Source organism: Pseudomonas fjordensis (assembly GCF_976987115.1).
The window spans coordinates 137,082-160,803 of the sequence record NZ_OZ336860.1; the positions used below are offsets into that span (position 1 = coordinate 137,082).

The 23,722-nt window shown below is 58.4% G+C and carries 4 protein-coding genes; 3 read left to right on the plus strand and 1 reads right to left on the minus strand.

Annotation, left to right across the window (positions count from 1 at the left end; all coding sequences use genetic code 11):
• Nucleotides 1–107: 107 nt before the first annotated feature.
• On the minus strand, nucleotides 108–18,425 hold the full coding sequence (locus ACWHXD_RS00645) for a retention module-containing protein (RefSeq protein ID WP_499083428.1): 18,318 nt from the start codon (nucleotides 18,423–18,425) through the stop codon (nucleotides 108–110).
• A gap of 336 nt (nucleotides 18,426–18,761) precedes the next feature.
• Between ACWHXD_RS00645 and ACWHXD_RS00650 the strand changes: the two genes are divergently transcribed.
• Genes ACWHXD_RS00650 through ACWHXD_RS00660 form a run of 3 tightly spaced genes read left to right on the plus strand, consistent with a single transcriptional unit; the run spans nucleotide 18,762 to nucleotide 23,669 of the window.
• The gene (locus tag ACWHXD_RS00650) at nucleotides 18,762–20,117 is read left to right on the plus strand and encodes a TolC family outer membrane protein (protein WP_032894249.1); all 1,356 of its coding nucleotides are present in this window, start codon (nucleotides 18,762–18,764) and stop codon (nucleotides 20,115–20,117) included.
• 41 nt (nucleotides 20,118–20,158) lie between these two features.
• Entirely contained in the window at nucleotides 20,159–22,315 is a 2,157-nt protein-coding gene (locus ACWHXD_RS00655) for a type I secretion system permease/ATPase (RefSeq protein ID WP_098952584.1), read from the plus strand.
• Nucleotides 22,305–23,669 (plus strand): HlyD family type I secretion periplasmic adaptor subunit, encoded by a 1,365-nt coding sequence (locus ACWHXD_RS00660; RefSeq protein ID WP_032894247.1) that lies wholly within the window; start codon nucleotides 22,305–22,307, stop codon nucleotides 23,667–23,669. Before ACWHXD_RS00655 ends, ACWHXD_RS00660 begins: the two co-directional genes overlap by 11 nt.
• Nucleotides 23,670–23,722: the final 53 nt, after the last annotated feature.

The following is a 23,722-nucleotide window of genomic DNA, read 5'->3' on the forward strand; positions in this document are numbered from 1 at the left end:
TCAACGCTGCGTGTATGGGCGTGAGTATGCGATGCACCGTCCGCCAGAGCCAGCGGCCCGCAGGCCAAAAAATCGGCCGCCTGAAAGGGCGGCCGATTAATCGTGTCTTAAGTGTGGTCGATCTTGATGGTCGGGTCGGCACCACTGATCAGCGAGTTGATGCTGGTGTGGGACCAATCGTTGCCTTCCAGCTTGATCGTCACATCGGCATTGGCCAGGCCACCGGCGGCGTTGAGCTTGCCTTCACTGCTCACTTGCAGGGTCGACACGCCGTCTACCGTGGTGATCTTGAGGTAGTTGTCGATGGTGCTGTCGGTTTCACCTTTCAACAAATCACGCAGATCAATGCGGTCGCCTTCCGAGGCCTTGAAGTCCTTGATCACATCGTTGCCGATGTCGCCAGACTTCCACACAAAGGTGTCGGCACCCGAGCCACCGATCAGGATGTCGTTGCCCTGGCCGCCAATCAACGTGTCGTTGCCGGTGCCACCCAGCAGGATGTCATTGCCTTTGCCGCCATCGAGCGTGTCGTTGCCGCCTTGGCCGAACAGGATGTCATCGCCAGCGCCGCCCAGCAGTGTATCGCCGGCATCTTTGGCGCCGGAGACGTCGAAGTCCACATAGTGCTCGGTGACGTACTGGTGAACGTTAGAGGCAGTCACTGCCGAGACAGCCACGCCGGTCTTCTGTGCGACAAAGGCCTGCAGCGCGTTGTAACCCTCGCCATTGATCCCACTGAAGCTCACCAGGTCGCCGAAGAGGATGTCGTTGCCGTCGCCACCGCTGACGGTGTCCGCGCCCGGCAACGTCGCCTCTGTGTGGCCGAGGATAGCGTTGGCCAGGTCCTTCGGATCGATGTTGGCCTGTGGCTTGCCATCGCTGTCGTACGGTGCCAACTGATTCAGGCTGACCCCACTGTTGAGGCCGATGGCTTCTACGCCACCTGTGGACAGACCTTTAAGCAGTGCGAACGCGCTGTTGGAGTTGAGGGTGGTGGAGTAGTCGGTATCGTAGCCGAGGCCGCCTTGCACCGATATTTCATAGGTGCCATCCCCTTGGGCGTGGATGATTCCCTTGTTGTACCCCCAGCCGTAAGACCAGAGGGTTACCTTGCCGGCAGAGTTGATATCAAGGTAGTTATTCGAATCGATGTTGATCCGGGTGGCGGTACCTATGGTGTAGTTGTTCATGGTGACGACATCATCGAGCCTGACGTTGCCGTACAAGTATGGGTTGGTCTGCTCGGACGCTTGGTAAAACGTCGGCTGACCATCGGTGATGAAGTACGTTGTATTGATAGCGCCAGTGTTGCCAGTCGCCTGGGCACTCTTGAAGAAGTTGGCCGCGGCCTTGAACACGTCTTCGTAGTTGGTCCCGCCGGTAGACACCATGGAATCCAGGACTTTCTGCAGCGAGTCCAATGCACCTGGGTCTTTCAGGTTGACTGTCACCGTGCGATTGACCTGGTCGCTGAAATCCGCCAGGAAGATATTCACAGTGCCAGAAGTGCTGGCGCCGATACTGTTTTTCAGCGAGTTGAACGTGGTGGTCAGCGAGGTTTTTGCCGCTGCTATCGAGTCCGCACCCATACTGCCCGATGTATCGATCATGAACGCGATGTTGTAGTTCTTGCCCTGCACCACGTTCAGGCCGGCGATGTCGGCCACGACGATGTCGTTGCCATCGCTGCCATTGATGGTGTCGCTGCCCGAGGTGCCGGTGACCGAATTGTAGGTCGCCGGATGCACCGTGACGGGCAATTGCGCGGTGGTGGTCGCTGAACCGCCGATGCTCTCGGTGGAAGTCGAGGTGACCGTCAGGTTGAACTGGCCGCTGTAGTAGGTCGGCGGCTTGATGGTCAGGGTGTTCAGGTCCCAGCCGGTGACATTCACTTCGCCCACGGTTTTACCCGCGGTAAAGGTGTGCCCCGATGCGTCGGTAAGCACCGAGCCTGCCGGAATGCCGCTGATCTTCACGCTCAGGGTTTCGGAGCCGTCGGTGTCGGTCAGCGCGGTGGTGACCTTGGACAATTTGACCGTGCCGTTTTCCTGGCCTTCGTTGAGCTTGTAGCCCACGTAGTAACCGTCGCCGTTGCTGCCATGCAGGTCGGACAGGGTTACGCCGGCGTTGGTCAGGTCGGTGAGGCCGGTGTACAGCGGCACGGTGCTGGTGCTCAGGTTCTGCACCGCCCCGCCGTTGACCGACAGGTTGACGTCAAAGCTGCCAGGCCCCGCCTGGTTGGCCTGGTAGATCTCAAGGCTGTAGTAACCGGTGGTGGTTGGCGTGAACGAGCCGCTGAACTTGCCGCTGTTGGTGCCCCACAAACCGCTGGCAACATCTTTACCGCCAACGTTGACCACCACGCTGTCATCGGCGATACCGCTGAAGGTGTAGCTCTTGCCCGCTTCCATATAGATCAGACCGGAGATCTTGGAACCCGAGCCGGCGGCGACGTTGTCGACGGACTCGACGTTGGTCACCACAGAGGTGTTGTTGGGTGTGCCCGCGTTGTCGATGGCTTTTTTCAGTACGTCTGGCGCAGCGCCGTTGCCGTTGTTTCCAAGGCCGGCGATGCTGTTCCAGCCCTGTTTGACCAGCCCGGTCGAGGCAACGTTGTTGTCGGCCACGCTGAGGGTCGGTGCGTCGGCCACTGGGGTGATATCGACTTTCACCGTGGCGCTGGTACCCAGGTCCTTGCCATCGGTTGGCTGGAATTTGAACTGCGCGTAATCCGCCTGCTTGTTACCCACACCGGTGCCGCCATAACCGTCGGCGCCGGACTCGTTGGCGTTCGGCGTAAAGCGCAGTTGGCCGCCGTCGATCTGGGCCTTGGTAAAGGTCTGGCCGCTGGTCACGTTGGTCCAGGTGCTGCCGTCCGCCGCCAGGTATTGCAGCTTGCCGGCCACCGGCAGCTCGGTGATTTTCACCCCGAGGCTGGCTTGCGGCGAGTCCACATCGCTCACGCCGAAGTTGGCCCAGGTCAGGGCCAGCGCGGTGTCTTCCGTACCGGTCACGGCACCGCCAGTGGCCACTGGCGCATCGTTGACCGCCACCACGTTGACGGTGGTGGTGGCCACGTTGGAGTAGTTGCCGCCATCGGTCACCGTCACGGTGATGGTGCGCGGCGTGGTGCTCGGGTCGTGGCTGTTGTTGGTGAACGTGATGTTCTGGATACGCTGCATGTAGTCAGCCAGCGTCGCGCTGCCGGACAACGTCAGGGTAATAGTCCCCGTCTGGTTGTTGGTGCTGACGCTGATGCCATTCACGCTATTGCCCAGGTTCAGGGCGTCACCGGCCTGTGCGTTGGTCAGCGTGACCGTCGCGCCCGTCAGCAGTGTGCTGTCTGGGTCAGTGATCTTGATATCCGTGTCGGCGATCGACACGCCCGGCCCGGCGGTACCCTCGGTAAACGTCGTCTTGTAATCAGCACCCGTGGCGCCGCTGGAGTTGTTGGCATCCAGGTCGAGCACCGGCGGCGCATCGTTGTCGAGGATGTTGGTGGTGACGGTGCCTTTGTCGATCACCAGATTCTCGAAGTTGCCCCCGGTGACCTTGTCGATGGTGATAACGATCTGTTCCGTAGGTTCGGTGATCTTGTCGTCGAGCGTGCGGATATCAAACGGCACGCTGCTGGAGCCTGCCGGGATCTTCACGGTGTACACGCCAGTGAAGTCCGAACCGTCAGTGGCGGTGCCGCTGTATTTGAGCGTCACGGTCACGTCGGTTTGCGGCGGGTTGGTCAAGGTCAGGGTGTAGTGGGCGGTGCCACCTTCAGTGACCGAACCGTCGCCCGTAATGCTGATTTTGGTATCAGTCACTACATCCGTGACCTTGGTGACCGCGGGGTTGCCGTCAACAATCAGATGCTCGTACTTGTCGCCACCGCTGACCACGCTGGTGATCTTGGCGCTGACATCATTGGCGCCGATATAGGCATCGTTCGGTGCGGTAGCCGTCGTGAAGCTGGTGGACTTGCCGTTGCCGATGGTGATGGTCGAGCCGTTATCCAGCCTTACCACCAGGTCGGAGCCCACGTTGTTCACGGCTGCGCCGTTTTTGTCGACCAGGGACGCGGTGTAGACGATCTGCCCGCCTTCGCTGACCGAGCCAGTGGCCTTGAGTACCACGGTCACGTCGTCGATGGTGTCGTTGACGGTGGTCGTGGCGCCCGCAGGTGTGATGGTCACACCCTCGAAATTGCCGCCGGTGGTGCCGGTGATCTTGACGGTCTGGGTGCTCTTGTCGATGAACACGTCATCGGTAGGCGCCGGGACGGTCACCGTGCCCACGGTCTCACCTTGCTTGATGGTGATGCTCGAACCGTTGTCGAGCTGGACCAGCATGTCGCTGCCGGCCTTGTTGCTCAAGGTGGCGGTGTAGGTGATCTGGCCGCCTTCGTTGACCGCAGTCGGGGCGGTCAAGGTGACGGTGGTCAAGTCGGTGGAGCCTGGTGTGTCGGTGACAGTGGTGTTCACCGCCGTCGTGCCCGGCACCAGGTTCTCGAAGTGCTCGCCACCGGTCACGCCTTTGATGGCGGTGGTGACGGTTTGGTCGCCTTTGTAGACGTCGTTTGGCGCTACGGTGGTGATGGAGCCGCTCGACTGATTCACACCGATGGTGATGGTTTTGCCATTGTCCAAGGTGACGGTCAGCGGATTGGTGATGTTGGTCACCGGTGCGCCGTTTTTATCCACAAGGCTGGCGGTGTAGACGATGTTGCCGCCTTCGCCGACGGTGGTGGTGGCGGTCAGAACCACATCGACTTTGTCGATGGTGTCGTTGATCGTGGTGGTTGCGCCGTTGCCTGCAACTTCCAGTTTTTCGAAGTTGCCGCCGGAAGCGTCGGTGATCTTGACGGTCTGGGTGCTCTTATCGATAAACACGTCATCGGTAGGCGCAGGCACAGTCACGGTACCGACGGTTTCGCCGGCCTTGATGGTGATGCTTGAACCGTTGTCGAGTTTCAGCGTGACGTCAGTACCGGCCTTGTTGCTCAAGGTGGCGGTATAGGTGATCTGGCCACCTTCGTTAACGGCACTTGGTGCAGTCAGGGTGACAGTAGTCGTGTTGTCGGTACCTGGTGTGTCCGTAACGGTGGTGTTCACCGCGGTAGTGCCAGGGACCAGATTCTCGAAATGCTCGCCGCCGGTCACGCCTTTGATGGCGGTAGTGACGGTTTGATCGCCTTTATAGACATCATCCGGAGCAAGAACCGAAACGCTACCGCTCGACTGGTTTACGCCGATGGTGATGGTCTTGCCGTTATCCAGGGTCACGGTCAGCGGATTGGTGATGTTGGTCACCGGCGCGCCGTTTTTATCCACAAGGCTAGCGGTGTAGACGATATTGCCGCCTTCGCCGACGGTGGTAGTGGCGGTCAGGACCACATCAACTTTGTCGATAGTGTCGTTGATCGTGGTCGTTGCGCCATTGCCTGCAACTTCGAGTTTTTCGAAGTTGCCGCCAGTAGTCTCAGTGATCTTGACGGTCTGGGTGCTCTTGTCGATGAACACGTCATCGGTAGGCGCGGGCACGGTTACGGTGCCAACAGTGTCGCCAGCCTTGATCGTGATCGACGAACCGTTATCCAACTTCAGCGTTACATCAGTGCCAGCTTTGTTGGAGAGCGTGGCGGTGTACGTAATCTGCCCACCTTCGTTTGCCTGGGCCGGAGCCGTCAGCGTCACGGTGGTGGTGTTGTCGGTACCGGGGGTATCGGTGACAGTGGTGTTCACTGCCGTAGTGCCAGGCACCAGGTTCTCGAAATGCTCGCCGCCAGTCACGCCTTTGATGGCGGTGGTAACGGTTTGATTGCCCTTATAGACATCATCCGGCGCAATGGTAGTGATGGAGCCACTCGACTGATTCACACCGATGGTGATGGTCTTGCCGTTGTCCAAGGTGACGGTCAGCGGATTGGTGATGTTGGTCACCGGTGCGCCGTTTTTATCCACAAGGCTGGCGGTGTAGACGATGTTGCCGCCTTCGCCGACGGTGGTGGTGGCGGTCAGGACAACATCAACTTTGTCGATGGTGTCGTTGATCGTAGTGGTCGCGCCGCTGCCTGCAACTTCCAGTTTTTCGAAGTTGCCGCCGGAAGCGTCGGTGATCTTGACTGTCTGGGTGCTCTTATCGATAAACACATCATCGGTAGGGGCGGGCACGGTTACGGTGCCAACAGTTTCGCCAGCCTTGATGGTGATGCTTGAGCCGTTGTCGAGTTTCAGCGTGACGTCGGTACCGGCCTTGTTGCTCAAGGTCGCGGTGTAGGTGATCTGACCACCTTCGTTAACGGCACTTGGCGCAGTTAGCGTAACCGTGGTGGTGTTATCGGTGCCCGGAGTGTCCGTAACGGTGGTGTTCACCGCGGTAGTGCCAGGGACCAGATTCTCGAAATGCTCGCCGCCGGTCACACCCTTGATAGCGGTGGTGACAGTTTGGTCGCCCTTGTACACATCGTCAGGAGCAAGAACCGAAACGCTACCGCTAGTCTGGTTTACGCCGATGGTGATGGTCTGGCCGTTATCCAAGGTGACGGTCAACGGATTGGTGATGTTAGTCACCGGTGCGCCGTTTTTATCCACAAGGCTGGCGGTGTAGACGATGTTGCCGCCTTCGCCGACGGTGGTAGTGGCGTTCAGGACCACATCAACTTTGTCGATGGTGTCGTTGATGGTGGTGGTTGCACCGTTGCCTGCAACTTCCAGTTTTTCGAAGTTGCCGCCGGAAGCGTCGGTGATCTTGACGGTCTGGGTGCTCTTATCGATAAACACATCATCGGTAGGCGCAGGCACGGTCACAGTACCGACGGTCTCGCCAGCTTTGATGGTGATCGAAGAGCCGTTATCCAACTTCAAGGTGACGTCGGTACCGGCCTTGTTGCTCAAGGTAGCGGTGTAGGTGATCTGACCACCTTCGCTCGCCTCGGTTGGAGCGGTCAGCGTCACGGTGGTGGTGTTATCGGTGCCCGGGTTATCGGTGACAGTAGTGTTCACTGCCGTCGTACCAGGGACCAGGTTTTCGAAATGCTCGCCGCCGGTCACACCCTTGATAGCGGTGGTGACAGTTTGGTCGCCCTTGTACACATCGTCAGGAGCAAGAACCGAAACGCTACCGCTAGTCTGGTTTACGCCGATAGTGATGGTCTTGCCGTTATCGAGGGTGACGGTCAGCGGGTTGGTGATGTTAGTCACTGGCGCGCCGTTTTTATCCACGAGGCTGGCGGTGTAGACGATGTTGCCGCCTTCGCCAACGGTGGTGGTGGCCGTCAGGACAACATCGACTTTATCGATAGTGTCGTTGATCGCGGTGGTTGCGCCGTTGCCTGCGACTTCGAGTTTTTCGAAGTTGCCGCCAGTGGTTTCGGTGATCTGAACGGTCTGCGTGCTCTTATCGATAAACACATCATCGGTAGGCGCAGGCACAGTCACGGTGCCAACGGTTTCGCCAGCTTTGATAGTGATCGAAGAGCCGTTATCCAACTTCAGCGTTACATCAGTACCGGCTTTGTTGCTCAAGGTCGCGGTGTACGTGATCTGGCCGCCTTCGTTAACGACACTTGGCGCTGTCAGCGTCACAGTAGTGGTGTTGTCGGTACCCGGAGTGTCCGTAACGGTGGTGTTCACCGCGGTAGTGCCAGGGACCAGATTCTCGAAATGCTCGCCGCCGGTCACACCCTTGATAGCGGTGGTGACAGTTTGGTCGCCCTTGTACACATCGTCAGGAGCAAGAACCGAAACGCTACCGCTAGTCTGGTTTACGCCGATGGTGATGGTCTGGCCGTTATCCAAGGTGACGGTCAACGGATTGGTGATGTTAGTCACCGGTGCGCCGTTTTTATCCACAAGGCTAGCGGTGTAGACGATGTTGCCGCCTTCGCCAACGGTGGTAGTGGCGGTCAGGACGACATCGACTTTGTCGATCGTGTCATTGATCGTGGTCGTTGCGCCATTGCCTGCAACTTCGAGTTTTTCGAAGTTGCCGCCGGAAGCGTCGGTGATCTTGACGGTCTGGGTGCTCTTATCGATAAACACATCATCGGTAGGCGCAGGCACAGTCACGGTGCCAACGGTTTCGCCAGCTTTGATAGTGATCGACGAGCCGTTATCCAACTTCAGCGTTACATCAGTGCCAGCTTTGTTGGAGAGCGTTGCGGTGTACGTGATCTGGCCACCTTCGTTAACAGCGTTAGGCGCTGTCAGCGTCACAGTAGTGGTGTTGTCGGTATCTGGTGTGTCCGTGACGGTGGTATTCACCGCCGTAGTACCCGGCACTAGATTTTCAAAGTGCTCGCCACCGGTTACGCCTTTGATAGCGGTGGTGACAGTTTGGTCGCCCTTGTACACGTCATCTGGAGCAAGAACCGAAACGCTACCGCTCGATTGATTTACACCGATGGTGATGGTTTTGCCGTTATCCAAGGTGACGGTCAGCGGATTGGTGATGTTGGTCACCGGTGCGCCGTTTTTATCCACAAGGCTGGCGGTGTAAACGATGTTGCCGCCTTCGCCAACGGTAGTAGTCGCCGTCAGGACCACATCAACTTTGTCGATAGTGTCGTTGATCGCGGTGGTTGCGCCGTTGCCTGCAACTTCTAACTTCTCAAAGTTGCCGCCAGTAGTCTCAGTGATCTTGACCGTCTGAGTGCTCTTATCGACGAACACATCATCGGTAGGCGCAGGCACGGTTACGGTGCCGATGGTTTCGCCAGCCTTGATGGTGATGCTTGAACCGTTGTCGAGTTTCAGCGTGACGTCAGTACCGGCCTTGTTGCTCAAGGTGGCGGTATAGGTGATCTGGCCACCTTCGTTAACGGCACTTGGTGCAGTCAGGGTGACAGTAGTCGTGTTGTCGGTACCTGGTGTGTCCGTAACGGTGGTGTTCACCGCGGTAGTGCCAGGGACCAGGTTTTCGAAGTGCTCGCCGCCAGTGACGCCTTTGATGGCGGTGGTGACAGTCTGGTCGCCTTTGTACACATCGTCTGGCGCGATGGTGGTGATAGAACCACTCGACTGATTCACACCGATGGTGATGGTCTTGCCGTTATCCAAGGTGACGGTCAACGGGTTGGTGATGTTAGTCACCGGCGCGCCGTTCTTATCCACAAGGCTGGCGGTGTAGACGATATTGCCGCCTTCGCCGACGGTGGTAGTGGCGGTCAGGACCACATCAACTTTGTCGATGGTGTCGTTGATGGTGGTGGTTGCGCCGTTACCTGCGACTTCGAGTTTTTCGAAGTTGCCGCCGGAAGCGTCAGTAATCTTGACGGTCTGGGTACTCTTATCGATGAACACGTCATCGCTAGGAGCGGGCACAGTCACAGTGCCAACAGTGTCGCCAGCCTTGATGGTGATGCTTGAACCATTGTCGAGTTTCAGCGTGACGTCAGTACCGGCCTTGTTGCTCAAGGTCGCGGTGTAGGTGATCTGACCACCTTCGTTAACGGCACTTGGCGCTGTCAGCGTCACAGTAGTGGTGTTGTCAGCACCTGGTGTGTCCGTAACGGTGGTGTTCACCGCGGTAGTGCCAGGGACCAGATTCTCGAAATGCTCGCCGCCGGTCACGCCTTTGATGGCGGTAGTGACGGTTTGATCGCCTTTATAGACATCATCCGGAGCAAGAACCGAAACGCTACCGCTCGACTGGTTTACGCCGATGGTGATGGTCTTGCCGTTATCCAGGGTCACGGTCAGCGGATTGGTGATGTTGGTCACCGGCGCGCCGTTTTTATCCACAAGGCTGGCGGTGTAAACGATATTGCCGCCTTCTCCAACGGTAGTAGTCGCCGTCAGGACCACATCAACTTTGTCGATAGTGTCGTTGATCGCGGTGGTTGCGCCGTTGCCTGCAACTTCTAACTTCTCAAAGTTGCCGCCAGTAGTCTCAGTGATCTTGACTGTCTGAGTGCTCTTATCGACGAACACATCATCGGTAGGCGCAGGCACGGTTACGGTGCCAACGGTGTCGCCAGCCTTGATGGTGATGCTTGAACCGTTGTCGAGTTTCAGTGTGACGTCAGTACCGGCCTTGTTGCTCAAGGTGGCGGTATAGGTGATCTGGCCACCTTCGTTAACGGCACTTGGTGCAGTCAGGGTGACAGTAGTCGTGTTGTCGGTACCTGGTGTGTCCGTAACGGTGGTGTTCACCGCGGTAGTGCCAGGGACCAGGTTTTCGAAGTGCTCGCCGCCAGTGACGCCTTTGATGGCGGTGGTGACAGTCTGGTCGCCTTTGTACACATCGTCTGGCGCGATAGTGGTGATAGAACCACTCGACTGATTCACACCGATGGTGATGGTCTTGCCGTTGTCTAGGGTCACGGTCAGCGGATTGGTGATGTTGGTCACCGGTGCGCCGTTTTTATCCACAAGGCTGGCGGTGTAGACGATATTGCCGCCTTCGCCGACGGTGGTAGTGGCGGTCAGGACGACATCGACTTTGTCGATGGTGTCGTTGATCGTGGTGGTGGCGCCATTGCCTGCAACTTCGAGTTTTTCGAAGTTGCCGCCGGAAGCGTCGGTGATCTTGACGGTCTGAGTGCTCTTATCGATGAACACGTCATCGGTAGGCGCGGGCACGGTTACGGTGCCAACCGTGTCGCCAGCCTTGATGGTGATGCTTGAACCGTTGTCGAGTTTCAGCGTGACGTCAGTACCGGCCTTGTTGCTCAAGGTCGCGGTGTAGGTGATCTGGCCGCCTTCGTTAACGGCACTTGGCGCAGTCAGCGTAACCGTGGTGGTGTTATCGGTGCCTGGGGTATCCGTAACGGTGGTGTTCACCGCCGTAGTACCCGGCACCAGATTTTCAAAGTGCTCGCCGCCGGTTACGCCTTTGATAGCAGTAGTGACGGTCTGGTCGCCTTTGTAAACATCATCAGGAGCAAGAACCGAAACGCTACCGCTCGATTGGTTTACGCCAATGGTGATGGTCTGGCCGTTATCCAAAGTCACGGTCAACGGGTTGGTGATGTTAGTCACCGGCGCACCGTTTTTATCCACAAGGCTGGCGGTGTAGACGATGTTGCCGCCTTCACCAACGGTGTTAGTGGCGGTCAGAACTACATCAACCTTATCGATGGTGTCGTTGATGGTGGTGGTCGCGCCGCTGCCTGCCACTTCTAGTTTTTCGAAGTTGCCGCCGGTGGTTTCGGTGATCTGAACGGTCTGAGTGCTCTTATCGATGAACACGTCATCGGTAGGGGCGGGCACGGTTACGGTGCCAACCGTTTCGCCAGCCTTGATGGTGATGCTTGAACCGTTGTCGAGTTTCAGCGTTACGTCGGTGCCGGCCTTGTTGCTCAAGGTCGCGGTGTAGGTGATCTGGCCACCCTCATTCGCTTCGGTCGGAGCTGTCAGCGTTACGGTAGTGGTGTTATCGGTGCCCGGTGTATCAGTAACGGTGGTGTTAACCGGGGTAGTACCTGGAACCAGATTTTCGAAGTGCTCGCCGCCGGTCACACCCTTGATAGCGGTGGTGACGGTTTGATCGCCTTTATAGACATCATCAGGAGCAAGAATCGAAACGCTACCGCTAGTCTGGTTTACGCCGATAGTGATGGTCTTGCCGTTATCGAGGGTGACGGTCAGCGGGTTGGTGATGTTAGTCACTGGCGCGCCGTTTTTATCCACGAGGCTGGCGGTGTAGACGATGTTGCCGCCTTCGCCAACGGTGGTGGTGGCCGTCAGGACAACATCGACTTTATCGATGGTGTCGTTGATCGTGGTCGTTGCGCCATTGCCTGCGACTTCGAGTTTTTCGAAGTTGCCGCCGGTGGTTTCGGTGATCTGAACGGTCTGAGTGCTCTTATCGATAAACACGTCATCAGTAGGGGCGGGCACGGTCACAGTACCGACGGTGTCGCCAGCCTTGATCGTGATCGAAGAGCCGTTATCCAGCTTCAAGGTGACGTCAGTACCGGCCTTGTTGCTCAAGGTCGCGGTGTACGTAATCTGACCACCTTCGCTCGCCTCGGTTGGAGCCGTCAGCGTCACGGTAGTGGTGTTATCGGTACCCGGTGTATCAGTCACAGTTGTGGTGACGTTATCGGTACCTGGGACCAGATTTTCAAAGTGTTCGCCGCCGGTCACGCCTTTGATGGCGGTGGTGACGGTTTGATCGCCTTTGTACACATCGTCTGGCGCGATGGTGGTGATGGAGCCGCTCGACTGATTCACACCGATGGTGATGGTCTTGCCGTTATCCAAAGTCACGGTCAACGGATTGGTGATGTTGGTCACCGGTGCGCCGTTTTTATCCACAAGGCTGGCGGTGTAAACGATGTTGCCGCCTTCGCCAACGGTGGTGGTGGCGGTCAGGACGACATCGACTTTGTCGATGGTGTCGTTGATCGTGGTCGTTGCGCCATTGCCTGCAACTTCCAGTTTTTCGAAGTTGCCGCCGGAAGCGTCAGTGATTTTGACGGTCTGGGTGCTCTTATCGATAAACACATCATCGGTAGGCGCAGGCACAGTCACGGTGCCAACAGTTTCGCCAGCCTTGATCGTGATCGACGAACCGTTATCCAACTTCAGCGTGACGTCGGTGCCGGCCTTGTTGCTCAAGGTCGCGGTGTAGGTGATCTGGCCGCCTTCGTTAACGGCACTTGGCGCAGTCAGCGTAACCGTGGTGGTGTTGTCGGTACCCGGAGTGTCCGTAACGGTGGTGTTCACCGCGGTAGTGCCAGGGACCAGATTCTCGAAATGCTCGCCGCCGGTAACACCCTTGATAGCGGTGGTGACGGTCTGGTCGCCCTTGTAAACATCATCAGGAGCAAGAACCGAAACGCTACCGCTAGTCTGGTTTACGCCAATGGTGATGGTCTGGCCGTTATCCAAAGTCACGGTCAACGGGTTGGTGATGTTGGTCACCGGTGCGCCGTTCTTATCCACAAGGCTGGCGGTGTAGACGATGTTGCCGCCTTCACCAACGGTGGTGGTAGCAGTTAGAACTACATCCACCTTGTCGATGGTGTCGTTGATCGTGGTCGTTGCGCCGGAGCCTGCCACTTCGAGTTTTTCGAAGTTGCCGCCGGAAGCGTCAGTAATCTTGACGGTCTGGGTGCTCTTATCGATGAACACGTCATCGGTAGGGGCGGGCACGGTCACAGTGCCAACAGTGTCGCCGGCCTTGATGGTGATGCTTGAACCGTTGTCGAGTTTCAGTGTTACGTCAGTGCCCGCTTTGTTGGAAAGCGTGGCGGTGTACGTAATCTGCCCACCTTCGTTCGCCTCGGTCGGCGCTGTCAGTGTAACGGTGGTGGTGTTATCGGTGCTCGGTGTATCGGTAACGGTGGTGTTCACCGCTGTAGTGCCAGGGACCAGATTTTCGAAGTGCTCGCCACCAGTGACACCTTTGATGGCGGTGGTGACGGTCTGGTCGCCCTTGTAAACATCATCAGGAGCAAGAACCGAAACGCTACCGCTAGTCTGGTTTACGCCGATGGTAATGGTCTGGCCGTTATCCAAAGTCACGGTCAGCGGATTGGTGATGTTGGTCACCGGTGCGCCGTTCTTATCCACAAGGCTGGCGGTGTAGACGATGTTGCCGCCTTCACCAACGGTGGTGGTAGCAGTTAGAACTACATCCACCTTGTCGATGGTGTCGTTGATCGTGGTCGTTGCGCTGTTGCCTGCAACTTCCAGTTTTTCGAAGTTGCCGCCCGAAGCGTCGGTGATCTTGACGGTCTGCGTGCTCTTATCGATGAACACGTCATCGGTAGGCGCAGGCACGGTCACAGTGCCAACCGTGTCGCCGGCCTTGATGGTGATCGAAGAGCCGTTATCCAACTTCAACGTGACGTCGGTACCGGCCTTATTGCTCAAGGTCGCGGTATAGGTGATCTGGCCACCTTCGTTTGCCTCGGCCGGAGCGGTCAGCGTCACCGTAGTGGTGTTGTCAGTGCCTGGTGTATCCGTAACGGTGGTATTAACCGGGGTAGTACCTGGAGCCAGATTTTCAAAGTGCTCGCCGCCGGTCACGCCTTTGATGGCGGTAGTGACGGTCTGGTCGCCTTTGTAGACATCGTCTGGCGCGATGGTGGTGATAGAACCGCTCGACTGGTTTACGCCAATAGTGATGGTCTGGCCGTTATCTAAAGTCACGGTCAACGGGTTGGTGATGTTGGTCACCGGTGCGCCGTTCTTATCCACAAGGCTGGCGGTGTAGACGATGTTGCCGCCTTCGCCAACGGTGGTGGTCGCGGTCAGGACTACATCGACCTTGTCGATGGTGTCGTTGATCGTGGTCGTTGCGCCGTTGCCTGCAACTTCCAGTTTTTCGAAGTTGCCGCCCGAAGCGTCGGTGATCTTGACGGTCTGGGTGCTCTTATCGATGAACACGTCATCGGTAGGCGCGGGCACGGTTACGGTGCCAACCGTGTCGCCAGCCTTGATGGTGATCGAAGAGCCGTTATCCAACTTCAGCGTGACGTCAGTACCGGCCTTATTGCTCAAGGTCGCGGTATAGGTGATCTGGCCACCCTCATTCGTTTCGGTCGGAGCTGTCAGCGTTACGGTAGTGGTGTTATCGGTGCCCGGTGTATCAGTAACGGTGGTGTTAACCGGGGTAGTACCTGGAACCAGATTTTCGAAGTGCTCGCCACCAGTGACACTTTTGATGGCGGTGGTGACGGTTTGGTCGCCCTTGTACACATCATCAGGAGCTAGAACCGAAACGCTACCGCTCGATTGGTTTACGCCAATAGTGATGGTCTGGCCGTTATCCAAAGTCACGGTCAGCGGATTGGTGATGTTGGTCACCGGCGCGCCGTTTTTATCCACAAGGCTGGCGGTGTAAACGATATTGCCGCCTTCGCCAACAGTGTTGGTGGCCGTCAGAACCACATCGACTTTGTCGATGGTGTCGTTGATCGTGGTCGTTGCGCCGTTGCCTGCAACTTCCAGTTTTTCGAAGTTGCCGCCCGAAGCGTCGGTGATCTTGACGGTCTGGGTGCTCTTATCGATGAACACGTCATCGGTAGGCGCGGGCACGGTTACGGTGCCAACCGTGTCGCCAGCCTTGATGGTGATCGAAGAGCCGTTATCCAACTTCAGCGTGACGTCAGTACCGGCCTTATTGCTCAAGGTCGCGGTATAGGTGATCTGGCCACCCTCATTCGTTTCGGTCGGAGCTGTCAGCGTTACGGTAGTGGTGTTATCGGTGCCCGGTGTATCAGTAACGGTGGTGTTAACCGGGGTAGTACCTGGAACCAGATTTTCGAAGTGCTCGCCACCAGTGACACTTTTGATGGCGGTGGTGACGGTTTGGTCGCCCTTGTACACATCATCAGGAGCTAGAACCGAAACGCTACCGCTCGATTGGTTTACGCCAATAGTGATGGTCTGGCCGTTATCCAAAGTCACGGTCAGCGGATTGGTGATGTTGGTCACCGGCGCGCCGTTTTTATCCACAAGGCTGGCGGTGTAAACGATATTGCCGCCTTCGCCAACAGTGTTGGTGGCCGTCAGAACCACATCGACTTTGTCGATGGTGTCGTTGATCGTCGTGGTTGCGCCATTACCTGCAACTTCCAGTTTTTCGAAGTTGCCGCCAGTGGTTTCGGTGATTTGAACGGTCTGGGTGCTCTTATCGATAAACACGTCATCGGTAGGGGCGGGCACAGTTACGGTGCCAACAGTTTCTCCGGCCTTGATAGTGATCGAAGAGCCGTTATCCAGCTTCAACGTGACGTCAGTACCGGCCTTGTTGCTCAAGGTCGCGGTGTAGGTGATCTGACCACCTTCGCTCGCTTCGGTCGGAGCGGTCAGCGTCACCGTAGTGGTGTTGTCAGTGCCTGGTGTATCCGTAACGGTGGTATTAACCGGGGTAGTACCAGGAACCAAGTTCTCGAAATGCTCGCCACCGGTCACACCCTTGATAGCAGCAGTGACGGTCTGATCGCCTTTATAAATATCGTCTGGCGCCACGGTAGTAACGGTGCCGCTGGATTGGTTAACACCGATGGTAATGGTCTGACCGTTATCCAAAGTGACGGTCAACGGGTTGGTGATGTTAGTCACCGGCGCGCCGTTCTTATCCACAAGGCTGGCGGTGTAGACGATATTGCCGCCTTCACCAACGGTGGTGGTGGCCGTCAGAACCACATCGACTTTGTCGAGGGTGTCGTTGATCGTGGTGGTTGCGCCATTACCTGCAACTTCCAATTTCTCGAAGTTGCCGCCAGAGGTCTCAGTGATCTGAACGGTCTGCGTACTCTTGTCGATGAACACGTCATCGGTAGGCGCAGGCACAGTCACGGTGCCAACAGTTTCGCCAGCCTTGATCGTGATCGAGGAGCCGTTATCCAACTTCAGCGTGACATCAGTGCCCGCTTTATTGGAAAGCGTGGCGGTATACGTAACCTGACCACCTTCGTTCGCCTCGGTTGGCGCTGTCAGCGTCACAGTGGTGGTGTCGATCGAATCGGTAATGGTGGTAATCGCTGGCGTGGTGCTCGGCACCAGGCTCTCGAAATTGCCGCCAGTCGCGCTGGTGATCGTCGTACTGACGGTGCTGCCGTTGACGTAGACGTCATTAGCCGGCGTATCAACGACAACGCTACCCGTCGACTCACCGGCCTTGATGGTGATCACCGAGCCATTGCTCAAGGTGACGTTCACCGGCGTCTGCGCCGGGTTGGTCAGGGTGGCGGTGTAGGTGATCTGGCCGCCTTCGGTCACAGTCGAACCAGCGGTTAAAGTAACCGTGGTGGTGTCTATCGAATCGGTAATGGTGGTGACCGCAGGCGTGGTATTCGGTACCAGGTTCTCGAAGTTGCCGCCCGTTGCGCCGGTGATGGTGGTGCTGACGGTCGAGCCATTGTTGTAGACGTCGTTGGCTGGCGTATCAACGACAACGCTACCCGTCGACTCACCGGCCTTGATGGTGATCACCGAGCCATTGCTCAAGGTGACGTTCACTGGCGTCTGTGCCGGGTTGGTCAGCGTGGCGGTATAGGTGATCTGGCCGCCTTCGGTCACAGTCGAACCAGCGGTTAAAGTAACCGTGGTGGTGTCGATCGAATCGGTAATGGTGGTGACCGCAGGCGTGGTATTCGGTACCAGGTTCTCGAAGTTGCCGCCCGTTGCGCCCGTGATCGTGGTGCTGATCGTCGAACCGTTGTTGTAGACGTCGTTAGCCGGCGTATCAACGACAACACTGCCTGTCGATTCGCCGGCCTTGATGGTGATCACCGAGCCATTGCTCAAGGTGACGTTCACCGGGGTCTGCGCCGGGTTGGTCAGCGTGGCGGTGTAGGTGATCTGGCCGCCTTCGGTCACGGTCGAACCAGCGGTCAGGGTGACCGTGGTGGTGTCGATCGAATCGGTAATGGTGGTGACCGCAGGCGTGGTATTCGGTACCAGGTTCTCGAAGTTGCCGCCCGTTGCGCCCGTGATGGTGGTGCTGATCGTCGAACCGTTGTTGTAGACGTCGTTAGCTGGCGTATCAACGACCACGGTCCCCGTCGACTCACCGGCCTTGATGGTGATCACCGAGCCATTGCTCAAGGTGACGTTCACCGGGGTCTGCGCCGGGTTCGTCAAGGTGGCGGTGTAGGTGATCTGGCCGCCTTCGGTCACGGACGAGCCAGCGGTCAGGGTGACCGTGGTGGTGTCAATGGTGTCGGTGATCTGCGTCACGGCCGGGTTAGGGTCGATGGTCAACACCAGGTTGCCGCCGCCGCTGGTGCCGGTAACGCCCACGCTGATCTGGCTCGGGTCGTTGTAGGGGGTGTCGTTAGGGGCCAGGGGAACGTTGACCGTACCGGTCAGTTGGCCGGACGGGATGGTAATCACCGCGCCATTGGACAAGGTGACGGTCAGGTCGCTGGTGGAGGGCCTGGTCACGGTGGCGGTGTAGGTCAGCACACCACCGGCTTCGGTGATGGTGGGCGTTGCGCTCACGGACAGGGTCGACGGCTGCAGCACCAGGTTGCCCGCGTCAGCGGAGCCTGGGGCGCCGGTCAGCGCGTTGAGAGCCGAAGTGCCCTGGCCAAGTGTGCCGGTTGGGAAGCCGATGGTGGGATCGACGCGGCCGGCGGTCGCATCCAGCACCACGAAGCTATGGCCACCCCCGGCGGCACCGTTACCGGCAGCGTTTGCGCCAGCCGCGGTGGCTTCCAGCTCGGTGGTCGGGTCGGCGCCGGCGGCGATGGCTTGTTGCAACTCGGCCACCGATGGCGCGGCTTGCTCGCTGGCCGCCGCCAGGTCGGCGGTGGAGTCCGGCATATCGGCGCTCCACTGGGTGTCACGGCCCAGGTCCAGGATGCGGCCGTCGGCCAGCTCCAGGCTCACGGCGCCCGACATACCGGTGTCGATCTGGTCACCCGCGAACAAGCGATCACCTTCAACGAGGACGCGGCGAGCACCTTCCGGAGAAATTACGAAAACTTGACCAACAATGCTTTTGACGGTGGCAACAACACTGCTCATTAAAATTTTCTCCGGCGATCCGTTTCGACAAATCCATTTCGCAGCGCGCTATTAGCGCTGCCAATCTGGGGGCGTAGTCTATAAATGCATTGACGTCAAATATTTGGCTTGATTTTTTAGCTATCTAGTTTGTGCCAAACTATTGACCTTATGGTCGCCATCCTAAACAATCGCCCTAGTAATGTCACATTGATATTTATGCGGCGAACCGTCCTACATGTGTGAAGCAGTTCCGCTTTTTGAACTTTCCGACGTACGGTCATTACGGTAGCCATTATCCGACGCAGCGGTGCCAATCGCTGTGATTTAAGACAAGAAGTCTTGGGGAAATTTTAAATGCGTCTGCACCTGTTCAAGGCAATACCGTTCGCTCTCGCCGCCAGTTTCGTACAAGCCCAGACACTGCCCCAAGCCATGCAACAGGCATTGGATGTACACCCGGAAATTCAGGCGGGTGTTAACAGCCGTATTGCCGCCGATTACCAATTGCGCGCCGCACAAGGTGGCTACCTGCCGCGTGTCGACTTGAACGCCGGTTACGGCCGCCAAGGAACCGACAACGCCACCACCCGCGCCAACAACCCTGGCGGCAATCACTGGGACACGCTCAACCGCGGCGAATCCAGCCTGCGCCTGCAGCAAATGATTTTTGACGGTTTTGCTACCTCCAGCGAAGTCGGGCGTCAACAAGCCAACGTTAATTCCCGCGCTTACTCCTTGCTCGGTACTTCCGAGCGCACCGCGCTGACCGTTGCCCAGGTTTACCTGGAAGTATTGACCCGCCGTGAGTTCGTGCGCCTGGCCGAAGACAACCTGCGCAACCACGAGCGCATCTACGATCAGATCAAATTGCGCACCCAGCGTGGCGTTGGCAACGGTGCCGACCAGGACCAGGCCGAAGCGCGCCTGGCCCAGGCCCGCAACAACTTGATCACTGAGCAGACCAACCTGGCCGACGCGCAGGTCAACTACCTCAGCGCCGTCGGCCAGATGCCCGACGAACTCGAGCGTCCGGCCCCGTTCATGGCCATGCTGCCAGCCGACCTGAACGAAGCGCGCCGCCAGATGCTCGACAACAGCCCGGTGCTGCGTTCGGCCGAGTCGGATATCTCTGCCGCCGAGAAGCAGTACGACGCCGCCAAATCCACGTTCTACCCACGCTTTGACGCTGAACTGGGCACCAACGCCGACAACAATGTCTCCGGTGACCCCAACCACAGCAATGGCTGGGAAGCCATGGTGCGCATGCGCTTCAACCTGTTCGCCGGTGGCAGCAACAAGGCCGACCTGCAATCGAAGTCCTACCAGGCCAACCAGGCGCTCGACATCCGCAACAACGCCTTGCGCCAACTCAATGAAGAGCTAGGCTTGGCTTGGAACGCCCTGAACAACGCCAACGCGCAATTGCCGGTCGCCCAGCAGTACGTGGATCACAGCACCCGCGTACGCACGTCCTACCAGCAACAGTTCAGCCTTGGTCAACGTACTCTGTTGGATTTGCTCGACAGCGAGAATGAATTGTTCACTGCTTCCCGCCGCCTGGAAGAAATCAAGAACATTCAGTTATTTACTCAGTACCGAATCAAGGCGACCATGGGCGAATTGCTCAAGAGCCAGGGAGTGGTTGCACCAATGGCCTCCGTCGTGCAGAACGACGTGAAACCTAAAGTCCAACTGCCTGGGATGAATTGAGCCACCCCAATAGCCCCATCTGTTAGTCGAGAGTGCGCCGCGTGGAACCTGAAGTCAGTCGAGTTCATCTCAGTCATGATCCACGCGCACTACACGATGACCCGTTACTCGACGGGTTGTTGGCGCTCTGCGCCCTGCATCAGAAACCGGCCAGCGCGGCCATGCTCACCACCGGCCTGCCGCTGCCTTCGCAACGGTTGAGTGCCGAGTTGCTATCGCGTGCCGCTGCGCGGGCCGGGCTGCAAGGCCGGCTGCTGCAACGCAAGCTGGATCAGATCCCGACCATTGCATTGCCGGCGCTGCTGTTGCTCAAGGACGGTCGCAGTACCGTACTGGTCGGCTGGCAGGGCGAAGATGAAGCGCGGATCCTGCTCAGTGAAAGCGACGGCGGTGAAGTGCTGATCAAGCGCGAAGCATTGGCCGACGACTACATCGGTAAAGTCTTCTTTGCACAGCCGCAACACAAATTCGACGTCAACCACGGCAGCCTGATTCCACGGGCGCGCTCGTGGTTCCGCGACACCCTCATGCGTTCGCGCTGGCTCTACACCGACGCCATCGCCGCCAGCTTCCTGATCAACATCATCGCCATGGCCGCGCCGCTGTTCGTGATGAACGTGTACGACCGCGTTGTGCCGAACCAGGCCACCGCCACCCTGTGGGTGCTGGCCGTGGGCATCTGCGGTGCCTACCTGTTCGACCTGATCCTCAAAAGCCTGCGCAGCCTGTGCTTGGACCTGGCCGGCAAAAAAACCGACCTGATCATCTCGGCCACGTTGTTCGAGCGCATCGTCGGCATGTCCATGAAGTACCGCCCGGCGCGGGTCGGCAGCTTCGCGCAGAACATCCACGAGTTTCAAAGCCTGCGCGACTTCCTCGCGTCTTTGACCCTCACCAGCCTGATTGACCTGCCGTTTACGCTGCTGATCTTTCTGGTCATCGCCATTCTCGGCGGGCACCTGGTGTGGATTCCGGTGTTGGCGTTCCCGCTGGCCCTGGGCATCGGCTATGCCCTGCAGAAGCCCCTGGTCGCGACCATGGAGCGCACCATGGCGTTGGCCGCCGAGCGCCAGTCGAGCCTGATCGAAACCCTCGCCGGGCTCGATGCGGTCAAGGTCAACAACGCCGAGAGCGAGCGTCAGTACGGCTGGGAACAGACCATCGGCACCCTGAGCCGGCTTGAGCTGCGGGTGAAGTTGCTGTCGGGCCTGTCGATGAACATGACCCTGCTGATCCAGCAACTGGCTGGCGTAATCATGATCGTGTTCGGCGTGTACCAGATCATCGACGGCAATCTCAGCATGGGTGGCCTGATTGCCTGCTACATGCTCAGTGGCCGCGCCTTGAGCCCGCTGGCATCGTTGTCGGGCCTGCTGACGCGCTACCAGCAAGCCAAGGTCACCATGACCTCGGTGGACCAGATGATGGAGCTGCCACAGGAGCGCAATTTCGAAGAGCGCCCCATGAGCCGTCGCACCCTGCAAGGCGCCATCGAGTGCCGGGGCCTGAACTTCACTTACCCGAACCAGCAGAACCCGGCGCTGAAAAACATCAACCTGGTGATCAAGCCAGGGGAAAAAATCGGCATCATCGGCCGCAGCGGCTCGGGCAAAAGCTCCCTGGCCAAGCTGATCGTCGGCCTTTACCAGCCCGATTCTGGCTCTTTGCTGGTAGACGGCGTGGACGTGCGCCAGATCGACGTGAGCGAGCTGCGTCACAACATCGGCTATGTCGCCCAAGACATTCAATTGCTGGCCGGCACCCTGCGCGACAACCTGGTCAGCGGTGCGCGCTACGTCGAGGATGAAATGGTCCTGCAAGCCGCCGAACTGGCCGGCGTGCACGAATTTGCCCGCCTGCATCCCCAAGGCTACGAACTGCAAGTCGGCGAGCGTGGGCAGAACCTGTCCGGCGGCCAGCGCCAGAACGTCGCCCTGGCCCGTGCGCTGCTGCTCAACCCGCCCATGCTGTTGCTGGACGAACCCACCAGCGCCATGGACAACACCGGTGAAGAACGCTTGAAACAACGCCTGCAAGCCGTGGTGCAAAACAAGACCGTGGTGCTGGTCACGCACCGAGCCTCACTGCTCTCCCTGGTCGACCGCCTGCTGGTGGTCGACCGTGGGCAGATTCTCGCGGACGGCCCGAAAGCCGTGGTCATGGAAGCGTTGAAGAAGGGGCAGATCAGTGTTGCTTAACTCCATCAAGAGTGCGGTCGGCCGCTACTTCAAAGGCTCCGATTCGCTGCAGGGCCAGCCGCTGCCCGAGGTCAACAAGGCGCTGATCGAAGATGCGCCACGGGTGATCCGCCTGACCATCTGGGCAATCATCGCGTTCTTTATATTCCTGGTGGTGTGGGCCGGTTTCTCCCAGATCGACGAAGTGACCCGTGGCGACGGCAAGGCGATTCCGTCGTCCAAATTGCAGAAAATCCAGAACCTGGAAGGCGGTATCGTCGCCGAGCTGTACGTCAAGGAAGGCCAGATCGTAGAGGCCGGCGCGCCGTTGATTCGTCTCGACGACACGCGGTTTGTCTCCAACGCCGGCGAAACCGAAGCCCTGCGCCTGGCTATGCAGCTGCGCGTCGAGCGTTTGAGCGCGCAGGTGGATGACCGCCCGCTGAACATCCCCGACGACGTGCTCAAGGCCGCGCCGAGCCAGGCCGCCAACGAGCGCTCCTTGTATGAAAGCCGCCGCCAGCAGTTGAAAGACGAAGTCGGCGGCTTGCAGGAGCAACTCGTCCAGCGCCAACAGGAACTGCGCGAATTCACCTCCAAGCAGGGCCAATACCGCAGCCAGTTGTCCCTGCAACGCCAGGAAATCAACATGTCCGAGCCGCTGGTGGCCCAGGGCGCGGTGTCGCCGGTAGAAGTGCTGCGCCTCAAGCGCGCCGAAATGGAAACCCGTGGGCAGTTGGACGCCACCACCCTGGCGATCCCGCGTGCGGAATCGGCGATCAAGGAAGTGCAACGCAAGATCGATGAAACCCGCGGCAAATTCCGCAGCGAAGCCCTGACCCAACTCAACGAAGCCCGCACCGAGCTTAACAAGGCCGAATCCACCGGCCGCGCGCTGGAGGACCGGGTCAGCCGCACCCTGGTCACCTCGCCAGTGCGCGGGATCGTCAAGCAGTTGCTGGTCAACACCGTTGGCGGTGTGATCCAGCCTGGCAGCGACATGGTCGAAATCGTGCCGCTGAACGACACCTTGCTGGTAGAAGCCAAGATCCGCCCGCAAGACATCGCCTTCCTGCACCCTGGGCAGGAAGCGGTGGTCAAGTTCACCGCCTATGACTACACCATCTACGGCGGGCTGAAAGCCAAGCTCGAACGCATCGGTGCCGACACCATCACCGATGAAGACAAGAAGACCACCTACTACATGATCACCCTGCGCACTGATCGCAGCCATCTGGGCACGGACGAGAAGCCGCTGTTGATCATCCCCGGCATGGTTGCTTCGGTGGATATCATCACCGGCAAGAAAAGCATCCTCAGCTACCTGCTCAAGCCGATCATCAAGGCGCGGGCAGAGGCGTTGCACGAGCGTTAATGTTCAGCGCCTGTACCGCCCTCATCGCAGGCAAGCCAGCTCCCACATTTGAA